This window comes from Streptomyces sp. NPDC008238, assembly GCF_042956445.1.
Taxonomy (GTDB): domain Bacteria; phylum Actinomycetota; class Actinomycetes; order Streptomycetales; family Streptomycetaceae; genus Actinacidiphila.
Genome location: NZ_JBIBGK010000016.1, coordinates 113,532 through 128,249, shown reverse-complemented (window position 1 = coordinate 128,249; position 14,718 = coordinate 113,532). Strand labels below are relative to the sequence as shown.

General features: G+C 71.7%; 13 protein-coding genes. All 13 read left to right on the top strand.

Going from position 1 to position 14,718, the window contains the following annotated elements:
• Positions 1 to 89 precede the first annotated feature (89 nt).
• The 13 genes from ACFZAU_RS27835 to ACFZAU_RS27775 all read left to right on the top strand — a co-directional run bounded on the left by ACFZAU_RS27835 (position 90) and on the right by ACFZAU_RS27775 (position 14,713).
• A complete protein-coding gene (locus ACFZAU_RS27835; protein ID WP_500554397.1) occupies positions 90 to 1,382 on the top strand; it encodes a homoserine dehydrogenase in 1,293 nt (430 codons plus the stop codon).
• 7 nt (positions 1,383 to 1,389) lie between these two features.
• Positions 1,390 to 2,478: a threonine synthase gene (thrC, locus tag ACFZAU_RS27830; RefSeq protein ID WP_499602500.1), complete on the top strand. Its 1,089-nt coding sequence runs from the start codon at positions 1,390 to 1,392 to the stop codon at positions 2,476 to 2,478.
• A 262-nt stretch (positions 2,479 to 2,740) separates the two neighbouring features.
• On the top strand, positions 2,741 to 3,664 hold the full coding sequence (gene thrB, locus ACFZAU_RS27825; protein ID WP_499602499.1) for a homoserine kinase: 924 nt from the start codon (positions 2,741 to 2,743) through the stop codon (positions 3,662 to 3,664).
• A 397-nt stretch (positions 3,665 to 4,061) separates the two neighbouring features.
• The gene (gene rho / locus ACFZAU_RS27820; protein WP_500554396.1) at positions 4,062 to 5,993 is read left to right on the top strand and encodes a transcription termination factor Rho; all 1,932 of its coding nucleotides are present in this window, start codon (positions 4,062 to 4,064) and stop codon (positions 5,991 to 5,993) included.
• Between the two features lie 269 nt (positions 5,994 to 6,262).
• A complete protein-coding gene (locus ACFZAU_RS27815) occupies positions 6,263 to 7,402 on the top strand; it encodes an LCP family protein (protein ID WP_500554395.1) in 1,140 nt (379 codons plus the stop codon).
• 123 nt (positions 7,403 to 7,525) lie between these two features.
• A complete protein-coding gene (rpmE, locus tag ACFZAU_RS27810; protein ID WP_018563536.1) occupies positions 7,526 to 7,750 on the top strand; it encodes a 50S ribosomal protein L31 in 225 nt (74 codons plus the stop codon).
• Positions 7,751 to 7,865: 115 nt separating this feature from the next.
• Positions 7,866 to 8,954, top strand: coding sequence for a peptide chain release factor 1 (gene prfA / locus ACFZAU_RS27805; protein ID WP_500464887.1), 1,089 nt, complete (start codon positions 7,866 to 7,868; stop codon positions 8,952 to 8,954).
• Positions 8,955 to 8,970: 16 nt separating this feature from the next.
• Positions 8,971 to 9,816: a peptide chain release factor N(5)-glutamine methyltransferase gene (gene prmC, locus ACFZAU_RS27800; RefSeq protein WP_500464886.1), complete on the top strand. Its 846-nt coding sequence runs from the start codon at positions 8,971 to 8,973 to the stop codon at positions 9,814 to 9,816.
• Positions 9,817 to 9,847: 31 nt separating this feature from the next.
• Positions 9,848 to 10,495: an L-threonylcarbamoyladenylate synthase gene (locus tag ACFZAU_RS27795; RefSeq protein WP_499602493.1), complete on the top strand. Its 648-nt coding sequence runs from the start codon at positions 9,848 to 9,850 to the stop codon at positions 10,493 to 10,495.
• Entirely contained in the window at positions 10,492 to 11,124 is a 633-nt protein-coding gene (locus tag ACFZAU_RS27790) for an arsenate reductase/protein-tyrosine-phosphatase family protein (RefSeq protein ID WP_500554394.1), read from the top strand. The genes ACFZAU_RS27795 and ACFZAU_RS27790 overlap by 4 nt, the downstream gene beginning before the upstream one ends.
• A 192-nt stretch (positions 11,125 to 11,316) precedes the next feature.
• Positions 11,317 to 12,618, top strand: coding sequence for a serine hydroxymethyltransferase (glyA, locus tag ACFZAU_RS27785; protein ID WP_500554393.1), 1,302 nt, complete (start codon positions 11,317 to 11,319; stop codon positions 12,616 to 12,618).
• A gap of 118 nt (positions 12,619 to 12,736) precedes the next feature.
• On the top strand, positions 12,737 to 14,044 hold the full coding sequence (locus tag ACFZAU_RS27780) for an MraY family glycosyltransferase (RefSeq protein ID WP_500464884.1): 1,308 nt from the start codon (positions 12,737 to 12,739) through the stop codon (positions 14,042 to 14,044).
• A gap of 255 nt (positions 14,045 to 14,299) precedes the next feature.
• On the top strand, positions 14,300 to 14,713 hold the full coding sequence (locus ACFZAU_RS27775) for a Cg1360 family ATP-synthase-associated protein (RefSeq protein WP_499602486.1): 414 nt from the start codon (positions 14,300 to 14,302) through the stop codon (positions 14,711 to 14,713).
• The last annotated feature ends 5 nt before the right edge of the window (positions 14,714 to 14,718 follow it).

Genomic DNA, 14,718 nt, shown 5'->3' with positions numbered 1-14,718 from the left:
CCGGACAGTACGTGGAAACTTCCGTCCGGTGCGTGAGACTGGGACCGTCCAAGAAGCTTGCAAGAGCTGAAACCGCGAAGCGAGGTCGGATGATGCGTACGCGTCCGCTGAAGGTGGCGCTGCTGGGCTGTGGTGTGGTCGGCTCAGAGGTGGCGCGCATCATGACGACGCACGCGGACGACCTCGCCGCGCGGATCGGCGCACCCGTGGAGCTCGCCGGCATCGCCGTGCGCCGGCCCAACCGGGTGCGCGCCGGCGTACCCGCGGAACTGCTCACCACGGACGCGACCGCCCTGGTCAAACGCGGGGATATCGACGTGGTCGTCGAGGTGATCGGCGGCATCGAGCCCGCGCGCTCGCTGATCACCACCGCCTTCGAGCACGGCGCCAGCGTGGTCTCCGCCAACAAGGCGCTGCTGGCCGCGGACGGCGCCAAGCTGCACGCCGCCGCCGTCGAGCAGGGGGTGGACCTCTACTACGAGGCCGCCGTCGCCGGCGCCATCCCGCTGATCCGCCCGCTGCGCGAGTCGCTGGCCGGCGACAAGGTGAACCGGGTGCTGGGCATCGTCAACGGCACGACCAACTTCATCCTCGACAAGATGGACTCCACCGGCGCCGGCTACTCCGAGGCGCTGGACGAGGCCACCGCCCTGGGGTACGCAGAGGCGGACCCGACGGCCGATGTGGAGGGCTTCGACGCCGCGGCCAAGGCCGCGATCCTGGCCGGCATCGCCTTCCACACCAGGGTGACCATCGACGACGTGCACCGCGAGGGCATCACCGAGGTCACCGCGACCGACATCGCCTCGGCCCAGCGGATGGGCTGCACGGTGAAGCTGCTCGCGATCTGCGAGCGCAGCGCCGACGGCCGTTCGGTCACCGCCCGCGTCCACCCGGCGATGATCCCGCTGACGCACCCGCTGGCCAGCGTGCGCGAGGCGTACAACGCGGTCTTCGTGGAGGCCGCGGCGGCCGGCCGGCTGATGTTCTACGGTCCCGGTGCGGGCGGCTCGCCGACGGCCTCGGCGGTGCTGGGCGACCTGGTGGCGACCTGCCGCAACAAGCTGGTGGGCACCACGGGACCGGGGGAGTCGGCGTACGCGCAGCTCGCGGTCGGCCCGATGGGCGAGGTGGTGACGCGCTACCACATCAGCCTGGACGTGGCGGACAAACCGGGTGTCCTGGCCCAGGTGGCCACGGTCTTCGCGGAGCACCAGGTGTCGATCGACACCGTCCGCCAGCAGGGGAAGGACGGCGACGCGTCGCTCGTCGTCGTCACCCACCGGGCGGCGGACGCGGCGCTCGGGGCGACCGTCGAGGCGCTGCGCGAGCTGGACACCGTCCGGGGCGTCGCCAGCATCATGCGTGTGGAAGGGGAGTAACCCAGCGATGAACGCAGTCTCCGCCGGCCGTGTGCCGGCCACCCACCAGTGGCGCGGCCTCATCGAGGAGTACCGGGACCGGCTCCCGGTCGGTGCGGCGACCCCCGTGGTCACGCTGCTGGAGGGCGGCACGCCGCTGGTCCCCGCCCAGGTGCTGTCCGAGCGCACGGGCTGCGACGTGTTCCTGAAGGTGGAGGGCGCCAACCCCACCGGCTCCTTCAAGGACCGCGGCATGACCATGGCGATCTCCAAGGCCAAGGAGGAGGGCGCGCAGGCGGTCATCTGCGCCTCCACCGGCAACACCTCCGCCTCGGCGGCCGCGTACGCGGTGCGGGCCGGGATGGTGTGCGCCGTCCTGGTGCCGCAGGGCAAGATCGCGCTGGGCAAGATGGGCCAGGCGCTGGTGCACGGGGCGCGGATCCTGCAGGTGGACGGCAACTTCGACGACTGCCTGGACCTCGCCCGCGGACTGTCCGACAAGTACCCGGTGGCGCTGGTCAATTCGGTGAACCCGGCCCGCATCGAGGGCCAGAAGACCGCCGCCTTCGAGATCGTGGACGCGCTCGGCGACGCGCCGGACGTCCACGTGCTGCCGGTCGGCAACGCGGGCAACATCACCGCGTACTGGAAGGGCTACCGCGAATACTCCGCGGACGGCGTGTCGACGCGCAACCCGCGGATGTGGGGCTTCCAGGCCTCCGGTGCGGCGCCGATCGTGCTGGGCCACCCGGTGCGCCGGCCGCAGACGATCGCCACCGCGATCCGCATCGGCAACCCGGCGTCGTGGCAGTTCGCCGAGGAGGCCCGCGACGAATCCGGCGGCCTGATCGACTCGGTGACCGACCGTCAGATCCTGTCGGCGTACCGGCTGCTCGCCGCGCAGGAGGGCGTCTTCGTCGAGCCGGCCTCCGCCGCGAGCGTCGCCGGGCTGCTGAAGGCCGCCGAACAGGGCGAGGTCGACCCGGGCCAGCGGATCGTCTGCACGGTCACCGGCAACGGCCTGAAGGACCCCGACTGGGCGGTCGCCGGCGCGCCGCAGCCCATCACCGTTCCGGTGGACGCGGACACGGCCGCGGAGCGGCTGGGGCTGCTCTGAACCCCCGAGGGACAACAGGGGCGCACGGATTCGCACGCGACACGCATCACGCGCTGTCCGTGCGCCCTATGTCGCAGGAGAACCTTCCTTCGATAGGCTGACCTCACACCGGCGCCGCCGCACGCCGTTCTGGCCCATGCCAATGGCATCCTCCTCGCGGGATCCCCTTGGTACGGTCCCCCAAGTCCTCGCCGCCGTACGGCAACGATGCCGCGGCATCGCGGGGCGGACACGCCCTTGAAGCAAGGAGAGTCATCGACCGATGGCCGGACCAGCCTTCCGCGCCGCCGCCGTCCGAGTGCGCGTCCCCGCGACCAGCGCCAACCTCGGACCGGGCTTCGACGCCTTCGGCCTGGCGCTCGGACTCTACGACGACGTCGTGGTCCGGGTGGCCGACTCCGGTCTGCACGTCGACATCGCCGGCGAAGGCAGCGACTCGCTCTCCCGCGACGAGAACCACCTGGTCGTACGCGCCCTGCGGACCGCCTTCGACCTGCTCGGCGGACAGCCGCGCGGCCTGGAGGTGGTGTGCGCCAACCGCATCCCGCACGGCCGCGGCCTGGGCTCCTCCTCCGCCGCCATCTGCGCCGGCATCATGGCCGCCCGCGCGGTGACGATAGGCGGGCAGGACAAGCTCGACGACGCCGCGCTGCTGGAGCTGGCCAACGAGATCGAGGGCCACCCGGACAACGTCGCCGCCTGTCTGCTCGGCGGCTTCACGCTGGCCTGGACCGAGGGCGGGGCCGCCCACGCGGTCCGGATGGACCCCTCGGAGTCGGTCGTCCCGGTGGTCTTCGTACCCGGCAGGCCCGTGCTGACCGAGACCGCCCGGGGGTTGCTGCCGCGCACCGTCCCGCACGTGGACGCCGCGGTCAACGCGGGACGCGCCGCGCTCCTCGTCGAGGCCCTCACCCGGCGCCCCGACCTGCTGCTGCCGGCCACCGAGGACCGGCTCCACCAGGAGTACCGGGCGCCCGCGATGCCGGAGAGCGCGGCACTGGTGAACCGCCTGCGCGCCGAGGGCGTCCCCGCCGTCATCTCCGGTGCGGGGCCCACGGTGCTGGCGCTGGCGGACGAGGAAAGCGCCGACAAGGTCTCCCGGCTGGCGGGCGAGGGGTGGGCGGCGAACCGTCTGTCGCTCGACGCGGCGGGGGCGAGTGTGCTGCCGCTCGCCGTGGGGCAGTGACACGATTGCCGGTCGTAGAGAGGGGGAATGTTTGCTGGATCCGGTAGTGTTAATCTCATTGCTGCACCCGTGGACTCAGGAACCTGCCTGTTGTGCCTGTTGTCCCGGTGCCTTGTGTCCCGCATCGGGACCGCCCATTCTTCCGGGAGCCTCCCACACCGCATAGGCAGCCTGCCTGAGCAGTGCCGAGCACGCTCCGGAGACGGCGCGGGTGACATTTCACCCGAGAGTGAACTCTCACCTCGCCGGTAACTGTGTTTCTTTGTTCCACATATTTCCTCCGCCATCAGGCGGACCACCGCCCCGGGTCCGGCGCAAGTGATAAGGACCGGATCCGGACAGCACGACCGGTCGCCGAGCCAGACAGGCCGACGTCCGCTCCAGGGAAGGACCCTTCGTGAGCGACACCACCGATCTGATGGGCGTACGCGCAGACAGCCCTGTCGCCGCGTCCGATGCTGCCGCGCCTGCCACCGGTGCTGCCACTGCCCCCGCCGCGCGGCGCCGCCGCGCGGGTACCGGTCTTGAGGGCATGGTCCTGGCCGAGCTGCAGCAGCTCGCCTCCGGTCTCGGCATCAAGGGCACCGCGCGGATGCGCAAGAGCCAGCTCATCGAGACCATCAAGGCCGCGCAGTCCGGCGGCGGCGCCAAGGCCTCCGCCGCCGAGGGCGCGCCCGCCGCCGAGAAGCCGAAGCGCCGGGCCACCTCCCGCACCCGTACGGGTGAATCCGCCGAGGCCGGGAACCAGGGCGCCGAGCAGCAGCCCAAGCAGATCGAGATCCCCGGTCAGCCGGCCGGCGAGAAGGCCGCACCCGCGGCCAAGGCCAAGGCGGAGTCCGCCAGGGCCGAGCAGTCCGCCGAGGGCCGTGCCGAGGCCGCGGTGGACAACGCCGAGGGCAGGTCCGGCGACGCCAAGGGCGGCGACGACCGCCGCGAGAGCCGTCGCGACCGTCAGCGGGACCGGCAGCGCGACCGCCGCAAGGGCGGCGAGGACGGCGGCCAGCAGCGTCAGCAGCAGGGCGGCGGCCAGGGCCAGCAGCAGGGTGGCGGCCCGCAGGGCGGTCAGGGTGGCCAGGACGACTACGACGACGAGAGCGGCGGCCGCCGCCGCAGGGGCCGTTACCGCGACCGCCGCGGGCGGGGCGGCAACCGCCGCGACGACTTCGCGGGCGAGCCGCAGGTCGCCGACGACGACGTCCTGATCCCGGTCGCGGGCATCCTGGACATCCTCGACAACTACGCGTTCATCCGGACCTCCGGCTACCTGCCCGGCCCCAACGACGTGTACGTCTCGCTCGCCCAGGTCCGCAAGAACGGCCTGCGCAAGGGCGACCACGTCACCGGTGCCGTGCGCCAGCCCAAGGACGGCGAGCGCCGCGAGAAGTTCAACGCGCTGGTGCGCCTGGACTCCGTCAACGGCATGGCGCCCGAGAGCGGCCGCGGCCGCCCGGAGTTCAACAAGCTCACCCCGCTGTACCCGCAGGAGCGGCTGCGGCTGGAGAACGAGCCCGGCCAGCTGATCACCCGGATCATCGACCTGGTCGCCCCGATCGGAAAGGGCCAGCGCGGCCTGATCGTGGCCCCGCCGAAGACCGGTAAGACGATCATCATGCAGGCCATCGCCAACGCGATCACCCGCAACAACCCCGAGTGCCACCTGATGGTCGTCCTCGTCGACGAGCGTCCCGAAGAGGTCACCGACATGCAGCGGTCGGTCAAGGGCGAGGTCATCTCCTCGACCTTCGACCGCCCGGCCGAGGACCACACCACCGTCGCCGAGCTCGCCATCGAGCGTGCCAAGCGACTGGTGGAGCTGGGCCACGACGTCGTCGTCCTGCTGGACTCCATCACCCGTCTGGGCCGCGCGTACAACCTCGCGGCGCCCGCCTCCGGCCGCATCCTGTCCGGTGGTGTCGACTCGACCGCGCTGTACCCGCCGAAGCGCTTCTTCGGTGCCGCGCGCAACATCGAGGACGGCGGCTCGCTGACCATCCTGGCCACCGCGCTGGTCGAGACCGGCTCGCGCATGGACGAGGTGATCTTCGAGGAGTTCAAGGGCACCGGCAACATGGAGCTCAAGCTCGACCGGAAGCTCGCCGACAAGCGGATCTTCCCGGCGGTGGACGTCGACCCGTCCGGTACCCGCAAGGAGGAGATCCTGCTGGCTCCGGACGAGCTGAACATCACCTGGAAGCTGCGCCGGGTGCTGCACGCGCTCGACTCGCAGCAGGCGATCGAGCTGCTGCTGGACAAGATGAAGCAGACCAAGTCCAACGCCGAGTTCCTGATGCAGATCGCCAAGACCACCCCGGGTGGCAACAACGACTGACGCCCCGGCGTCGGCACGACCGCGAAGGCCGGTCCCCTCACCTCGGTGAGGGGACCGGCCTTCCGTCGTCCGTGGCCGAGGCGGCGGCCTTCCGGCGTCCGCGCAGGCACCGACCGGATGGCTCTCACCTGCGGCGGATCCGGCGCGTCCCCCGGCGGGGCGGCCCCGGACCCGCTGTCATTGCCCTGTGCGGCACCCCTCGCGTGGCTGATCCGGCGCGGGACGGGGTATCCCGAAGATAGGGGGACGAATCAGGACAAGAGGAGCCGATGCCCGAGCACGCGGACGACGGACGAGCCGCCCGGCGGCGCCTTCGCAGCCCGAGCCTGCGCAGCCCCCGCCGGCGGGCCCTGCGGGTCACCGCATGGGTCGTGGCGACGTTCCTGCTGCTGACCACCACCGCCGTCGGATGCCTCTACCTCAAGCTCAACGGCAACATCAGGGGCATCGACATCAACGCCCTCCTCGGGCGGGACCGGCCGGCCGACGTCGACAACGGCTCGATGGACATCCTCGTCCTCGGTTCCGACTCGCGTTCCGGCAGCAACCAGAAGGCCGGCGGCGGGCAGGACGACGGCACCGCGCGCTCCGACACCGCGATGATCGTCCACGTCTACGAGGGGCACGACCGGGCGAGTGTGGTCAGCATCCCCCGCGACACCCTCGTCGACCGGCCCGCCTGCGCCGAGCCCGGCGGCGGCACCGCCCCGGCCCGGCAGGGCGAGATGTTCAACCAGGCGTACGCGATCGGCGGCCCGGCCTGCGCCGTCAAGACGGCCGAGTCGATGACCGGCATCCGCATGGACCACTACATCGAGATCGACTTCGCCGGCTTCCAGCACCTGATCGACGCCCTCGGCGGGGTCACCGTCACCACCAGCCAGGCCATCAGCGACAACCGCAGCCACCTGCACCTGCCGGCCGGCACCCACCACCTCGACGGCAAGCAGGCGCTCGGCCTGGTCCGCACCCGGCACGGGGTGGGCGACGGCAGCGACCTGGGCCGGATAAAGCTGCAGCAGGCCTTCCTGAAGGCCCTGGTGGACCGGGTGAACGGCATCGGGCTGCTCAGCTCGCCGACCCGGCTGTACACGATCGCCGACACCGCCACGGGGGCCATCACCACCGACTCGGAGCTGGCGTCCGTCAAGAAGCTGGTCGGCCTCGGGGAGAGCCTGAAGGGCCTGGGCTCGAAGGACATCGGCATGGTCACGATGCCCGTGCGCTACGACCCCTACGACCCCAACCGCGTCCTGCCGATCACCGACCAGGCCGAGCAGGTCTGGGCGGCGCTGCGGGCCGACGAACCGATCCCCGAGTCCGCCACCAAGGGCTCCGCCGGTGACGACGTCGACACGAACGGTGTGGTCAGGAGCTCCTCGCAGCCGACCGCCGGGGGATCGGAATAGATCACCGCGGGACCCGGTTTGGGGAGATGCGGCCAGTGCTGGCAGACTGGTACGTCGGCCCCGGTTCACGTGACGCAAGCCCGCAGCACGACCCGGGACCCTCCCGAACACTAGGAGAACCCCTTGAAGCGCGACATCCACCCGGAGTACGTGGAGACCCAGGTCAGCTGCACCTGCGGCGCCTCGTTCACCACCCGCAGCACCGTGAAGGACGGCGTCATCCGTGCCGACGTCTGCTCCGCGTGCCACCCGTTCTACACGGGCAAGCAGAAGATCCTCGACACCGGTGGCCGTGTGGCCCGCTTCGAGGCCCGCTTCGGCAAGGCGGCCGGGTCCGCCAAGAAGTAGCGACCCGAAAGCGCCGGTCCACGGCTGCCCGGATATCCTCCGGCGGCCGGACCGGCGCTTTGTCGTCCCAGGCTGGCAGACCGGCGTCCACCCCTTTTCACGAGCAGGGATCCTGATGTTCGAGGCGGTCGAGGAACTGATCGGCGAATACGCCGACCTCGAGAAGAAGCTTGCCGACCCGGCGGTCTTCGCCGACCAGGCCAACGCGCGCAGGCTCAACAAGCGCTACGCCGAGCTGACCCCCATCATCGGCACGTACCGCGGCTGGAAGCAGACCGGCGAGGACATCGAGACCGCCCGTGAACTCGCCGCGGACGACCCGGACTTCGTCGCCGAGGTCAAGGAGCTGGAGCGGCACCGCGAGGAGCTCACCGAAAAGCTGCGGCTGCTGCTCGTCCCGCGCGACCCCAGCGACGACAAGGACGTGATCCTCGAGGTCAAGGCCGGCGAGGGCGGCGAGGAGTCCGCGCTCTTCGCGGGCGACCTGCTGCGCATGTACCTGCGCTACGCGGAGCGCGCGGGCTGGAAGACCGAGATCATCGACGCCAACGCCTCCGACCTCGGCGGCTACAAGGACGTCCAGGTCGCGGTGAAGACCAAGGGCGGGGGCGGCGCCACCGAGCCCGGCCAGGGCGTCTGGGCCCGGCTGAAGTACGAGGGCGGCGTGCACCGCGTCCAGCGCGTGCCGGCCACCGAGTCGCAGGGCCGCATCCACACCTCCGCCGCCGGTGTGCTGGTGACCCCCGAGGCCGACGAGGTCGAGGTCGAGATCGGCCCCAACGACCTGCGGATCGACGTCTACCGCTCCTCGGGCCCCGGCGGCCAGTCGGTCAACACCACCGACTCCGCGGTGCGCATCACCCACCTGCCGTCCGGGCTGGTCGTCTCCTGCCAGAACGAGAAGAGCCAGCTGCAGAACAAGGAGTCGGCGATGCGCATCCTGCGCTCCCGGCTGCTGGCCGCGGCGCAGGAGGAGGCGGAGCGCGAGGCCTCCGACGCCCGTCGCAGCCAGGTGCGCACGGTGGACCGCAGCGAGCGCATCCGTACGTACAACTTCCCGGAGAACCGCATCTCCGACCACCGCGTCGGCTTCAAGGCGTACAACTTGGACCAGGTCCTCGACGGCGAACTGGACGCGGTGATCCAGGCCTGCGTCGACGCCGACTCGGCCGCCAAGCTGGCGGCCGCGGGCGACGGAAGCTGAACCGGAGGCGGAGAACGTGAACCTGCTGCTCGCCGAGGTCGCCCAGGCGACCCAGCGGCTGGCCGACGCCGGCGTTCCCTCGCCGCGGTTCGACGCCGAGGAGCTCGCGGCGTACGTGCACGGGGTGAAGCGCGGCGCGCTGCACACCGTCGCCGACGCCGACTTCGACGCGCGCTACTGGGAGGCCGTGGCCCGCCGTGAGGCCCGCGAGCCGCTGCAGCACATCACGGGCCGGGCGTTCTTCCGCTACCTGGAGCTCCAGGTCGGCCCGGGGGTGTTCGTGCCCCGTCCGGAGACCGAGTCGGTCGTCGGGTGGGCCATAGACGCGGTGCGCGCGATGGACGTCGCCGAGCCGCTCATCGTGGACCTGTGCACGGGTTCGGGCGCGATCGCGCTCGCCCTGGCGCAGGAGGTGCCGCGCAGCCGGGTGCACGCGGTGGAGCTGTCCGACGAGGCACTGGTGTGGGCCAGGAAGAACGTCGAGGGCAGCAAGGTCGACCTGCGGCAGGGGGACGCCCTGGAGGCCTTCGGGGACCTCGACGGCCAGGTGGACCTGGTGATCTCCAACCCGCCGTACATCCCGCTCACCGAATGGGAGTACGTGGCGCCGGAGGCCCGCGACCACGACCCCCAGATGGCGTTGTTCTCCGGTGAGGACGGCCTGGACACCATCCGCGGCATCGAGCGCACCGCGCACCGGCTGCTGCGGCCGGGCGGGGTCGTCGTCATCGAGCACGCCGACACCCAGGGCGGCCAGGTGCCCTGGATCTTCACCGAGGAGGCCGGCTGGGCGGACGCCGCCGACCACCCCGACCTCAACAACCGCCCCCGGTTCACCACTGCCCGCAAGGCGACGCCGTGACCACGGCGCCGCACGTCATGGAGGTCTGCTGATGGCACGCCGTTACGACTGCTCGGACGCGACGGACCGGGTTGCCGGACTGCGCGAGGCCGCGTCCGCCGTACGCCGCGGCGAGCTCGTGGTGCTGCCGACGGACACCGTCTACGGGATCGGCGCGGACGCGTTCAACGCCGAGGCCGTCGGCGACCTGCTGGAGGCCAAGGGCCGGGGCCGCAACATGCCCTCGCCCGTGCTGGTGGGCTCCCCGAACACCCTGCACGGCCTGGTCACCGACTTCACCGAGCAGGCCTGGGAACTGGTCGACGCCTTCTGGCCGGGCGCGCTGACCCTCGTCGCGCGTCACCAGCCGTCGCTGCAGTGGGACCTGGGGGACACCCGCGGCACCGTCGCCGTCCGCATGCCGCTGCACCCGGTCGCCATCGAGCTGCTGACCGAGACCGGCCCGATGGCCGTCTCCAGCGCCAACCTGACCGGACATCCCTCCCCGCAGGACTGCGACGCGGCGCAGGAGATGCTGGGCGACTCCGTCGCGATCTACCTCGACGGCGGCCCGACGCCCGCGGCCGTGCCGTCCTCCATCGTGGACGTCACCGGCAAGGTGCCCGTCCTGCTGCGGGCGGGCGCGATCAGCGCGGAGCAGCTGCGCGAGGTCGTACCCGACCTGGAGGTCGGCAATTGACACCGCCCATACCCGGGCAGTGGGATCACGGCGAGCGCCCGTTCCGCATCCTCCACGTCTGCACCGGCAACGTCTGCCGCTCGCCGATGGCCGAGCGGCTGACCCGGCACGAGCTGACGCTGCGGCTCGGTGACAGCGCCGCGGGGATCGTCGTGGAGAGCGCCGGCACCTGGGGGCACGAGGGTGCCCCGATGGAGGCGCACGCCGCGACGGTGCTCGCCGAGTACGCCGCCGACCCGACGGGCTTCCTCGGGCGCGAACTCCTCGACGACCACGTGATCGACGCCGACCTCGTGCTGACCGCGACCCGCGACCACCGCGCCCAGGTGATCTCCATGGGGCACGCGGCGGGGCTGCGCACCTTCACGCTCAAGGAGTTCACCCGGCTGGTGAAGGCGATAGACCCGGCGACGCTGCCCGAGGGCAGCGTGACCGAGCGCGCGCGGTCCCTGGTGCGCGCCGCCGCGGCCCTGCGCGGGTGGCTGCTGGCGCCCACCGCGGACGCGGACGAGGTGTACGACCCGTACGGAGCCCCGCTGACGTTCTTCCGCAGCATCGGCGAGGAGATCCACGACGCGCTGGACCCCGTCATGACCGCCCTCACCGGGGTTCCGGCGCCGACCGCCTGACCAGCGGCGCGGAAAGGTTTCACCGCGTCCCGCCCGGCCCCCGGTGCGGTCACCGCGGGGGGCGCCGGGGCACCGCGCCGCGGCCGGCGGCGGGATCGCGGCCCCCGGTGGAGCACAACGCGGCGCGAAATGTCCGGAAGGGTGCAACAGTGGCAGGTGAGAACCTTCCCAGCCGCCCCCGGGAGCGCCGCCATGCCCACCGCGGAAGCGTCTTCACCCCACATAGCCGCCCCCACGCTCCCGGCCGGTGACCGCGGCCTGGACGAGCTGCGCGCCCATGACCCCGAGCTGGCCGACATCCTCCTCGGGGAGGCCCAGCGGCAGGCCTCGTGCCTGCAGTTGATCGCGGGCGAGAACTTCACCTCCCCGGCCGTCCTGACCGCGCTCGGCTCGCCGCTCGCCAACAAGTACGCCGAGGGCTACCCGGGTCACCGCCACCACGCCGGCTGCGAGCTGGTGGACCTGGCCGAGCGGCTGGCCGTGGAAAGGGCCACACGGCTGTTCGGAGCCGCGCACGCGAACGTGCAGCCCTACTCCGGCTCCTCGGCCGTGCTGGCCGCCTACGCGGCCCTCCTGGTCCCCGGGGACACCGTCCTGGCGATGTCGCTGGCGCACGGCGGCCACCTCACCCACGGCTCCGAGTCGAACTTCTCCGGCCGCTGGTTCCGCATCGCCGGGTACGGGGTGACGCGGGGCGCGTCCTTCGAGGAGGGCGGCCTGATCGACTACGCGCAGCTGCGGGAGCTGGCCCACCGGCACCGCCCGAAGGCGATCGTCTGCGGCGGCATCGCCTACCCGCGGCACATCGACTACGCCGCCTTCCGGGAGATCGCGGACGACGTCGGCGCGTACCTGATCGTGGACGCCGCGCACACCCTCGGCCTGGTCGCCGGCGGCGCCGCCCCCAACCCGGTGCCGTACGCGGACGTGGTGTGCGCCACCACGCACAAGACGCTGCGCGGCCCGCGCGGCGGGCTCGTGCTGTGCGGCGCCGACCTGGCCCAGCGCATCGACCGGGCGGTCTTCCCCTTCTCGCAGGGCGGCCCGCACATGCACGCGGTCGCGGCGAAGGCGGCGGCCCTCGCCGAGGCGGCGCGGCCGGAGTTCGCGCTCTACGCGCACCAGGTCGTCGCCAACGCCCGTACGCTCGCCGGGGCGCTCGCCGCGCACGGCCTGCGCATCGCCACCGGCGGCACGGACACCCACCTGATCGCCGCCGACGTGTCGGCGCTCGGCGTCACCGGGATGCGCGCCCGCGGGCTGTGCGCGGCCGCCGGGATCGTGCTGGACAAGTACACGCTGCCGTTCGACACCGAGCCCTGCACGGCGGGTTCGGGCATCCGGCTGGGCACCGCGTCGGTGACCACCCAGGGGATGCGCGAGGAGCAGATGCCGCAGGTCGCGGACCTGATCGTGCGGGCGCTGCGGGAGGAGCGGGGGCTGGCGGGCGAGGTCGCGGAGCTGGTGGAGGCGTTCCCGCCGTACCCCGTCTGAGACGCGCTTCACAGGGGGGCCGGGCCGAACCCGCAAGTGGTGTGTGCAACCCTGGGTACTCGCTGTGAGTCTTCGTCTGTGTTTACAGTCGCCACCCGGACGCGAATAGGGTGTGCCCGTGCGTGAGTACCTCTTGACCCTGTGCGTGGCGGCAGCCGTGACCTACCTCCTCACGGGGCCGGTGCGGAAGTTCGCCATCGCGGCGGGCGCCATGCCCGAGATCCGCGATCGCGACGTCCATCGCGAACCCACGCCACGCCTCGGCGGCATCGCCATGTTCGGCGGGCTGTGCGCGGGCCTGCTGGTGGCGGCCCACCTGACCAACCTCAAGAGCGTCTTCGAGCTCTCCAACGAGCCGCGGGCGCTGCTCTCCGGTGCCGGACTGATCTGGCTGCTGGGCGTGCTGGACGACAAGTGGGGCGTGGACGCCCTGATCAAGCTGGGCGCGCAGATGATCGCGGCCGGCGTGATGGTGCTGCAGGGCCTCACCGTGCTGTGGCTGCCGATCCCGGGCAAGGGCATCGTGGCGCTCACGCCGGTGCAGTCGACCCTGCTGACCGTGGCCCTGGTCGTGATCACGATCAACGCGGTGAACTTCGTCGACGGACTCGACGGACTCGCGTCCGGAATGGTGTGCATCGCCGCGATCGCGTTCTTCATGTACGCGTACCGCATCTGGTACGGCTACGGCATCGAGGCCGCCGCCCCGGCGACGCTGTTCAGCGCCATCCTCATCGGGATGTGCCTGGGCTTCCTGCCGCACAACCTGCACCCCGCGCGGATCTTCATGGGTGACTCGGGGTCGATGCTGATCGGCCTGGTGCTGGCCTCCGGGGCCATCTCGATCACCGGCCAGACCGACCCCGACGCGATCACCAACCTCACCGGCTCGACCCGCGACACCACGCACTTCATGGTGCCGGTCTACATGCCCCTGGTGCTGCCGCTGACGCTCATCGCCATCCCCGCCGCGGACCTGGTGCTGGCCATCGTGCGCCGCACCTGGAACGGGCAGTCGCCGTTCGCCGCCGACCGCGGCCACCTGCACCACCGGCTGCTGGACATCGGCCACTCGCACAGCCGGGCCGTGTGGATCATGTACTTCTGGTCCGCGCTGATCGCCTTCGGAGCGGTCGCCTTCGCGGTCAACTCCTCCAGCCTGTGGATCGTCCTGGGCATCGTGATGCTGAGCGCGATGGGCCTGAGCGCCCTGCTCATGCCGCGCTTCCGGCCCCGGGCCCCGCGCTGGGCCGAGGCGTTCGTCCCGCCGCGGTACCGCCGTACCCAGGCGGAGGCCGCGCAGGCGGCGCACGCCGCCGCGGCGGCCACCATCGCCGCGGGGGAGGCCCCCGGCGTCAACGGCGCGACCGCGCTCAGCGCCCGTTCCCTGGTGGACGCCGGCCGCGGCGCGGGCACCCGCCCGTAGGCCGGCGGTCCGATAGCACACGGTCCTTGCGGCGTCAGTCAGGCGCCGCGAGGATTGCGCCGTCCGTGTGACAGGTCGCACACGAACCGGGTAAAGACCTCATCAAATAGTTTGTGATACCGTTCACGAGAGCCCGGAAGCAAGCCGAAAGACCCTAGTGCGATGGTCTTCCGGCGTGAGGCATGTCCCCGCCGCCGGGCTACGCTCGTCCTCGACGACCCCTGTACTCCCAACCTCGCCGGAGGAGCTGCCGCCATGCAGTCCAACGACGTCCGAACGCTCCTGAACTGCGCCGTGCCCGCCGCCGCCGCGGGGGTGATCGCGGTCGCTGTGTCCAGCGCGCTCGCGGGCGGCAAGGGCGCGATCGGCGCGGGCTTCGGCGCGGTGGTCGTGATCGCCTTCATGGGAATCGGTCTGACGGTGCTTCAGCGCACCGCCCGTTCCTACCCCTCGCTCTTCCAGGCGATGGGCCTGATGCTCTACACCGTGCAGCTGCTGCTGCTCGCCATCGTGCTGGCCGTGTTCAAGAACACGACGCTGTTCGACACCCAGGTGTTCGCGTTCACCCTGCTCGGCACGACCCTGGTGTGGATCGCCGCCCAGGCCCGTGCTCATATGAAGACCAAGATGCTGTACGTGGAGCCCGGCTCCGCCGGAACCCCGACGTGAAAAGC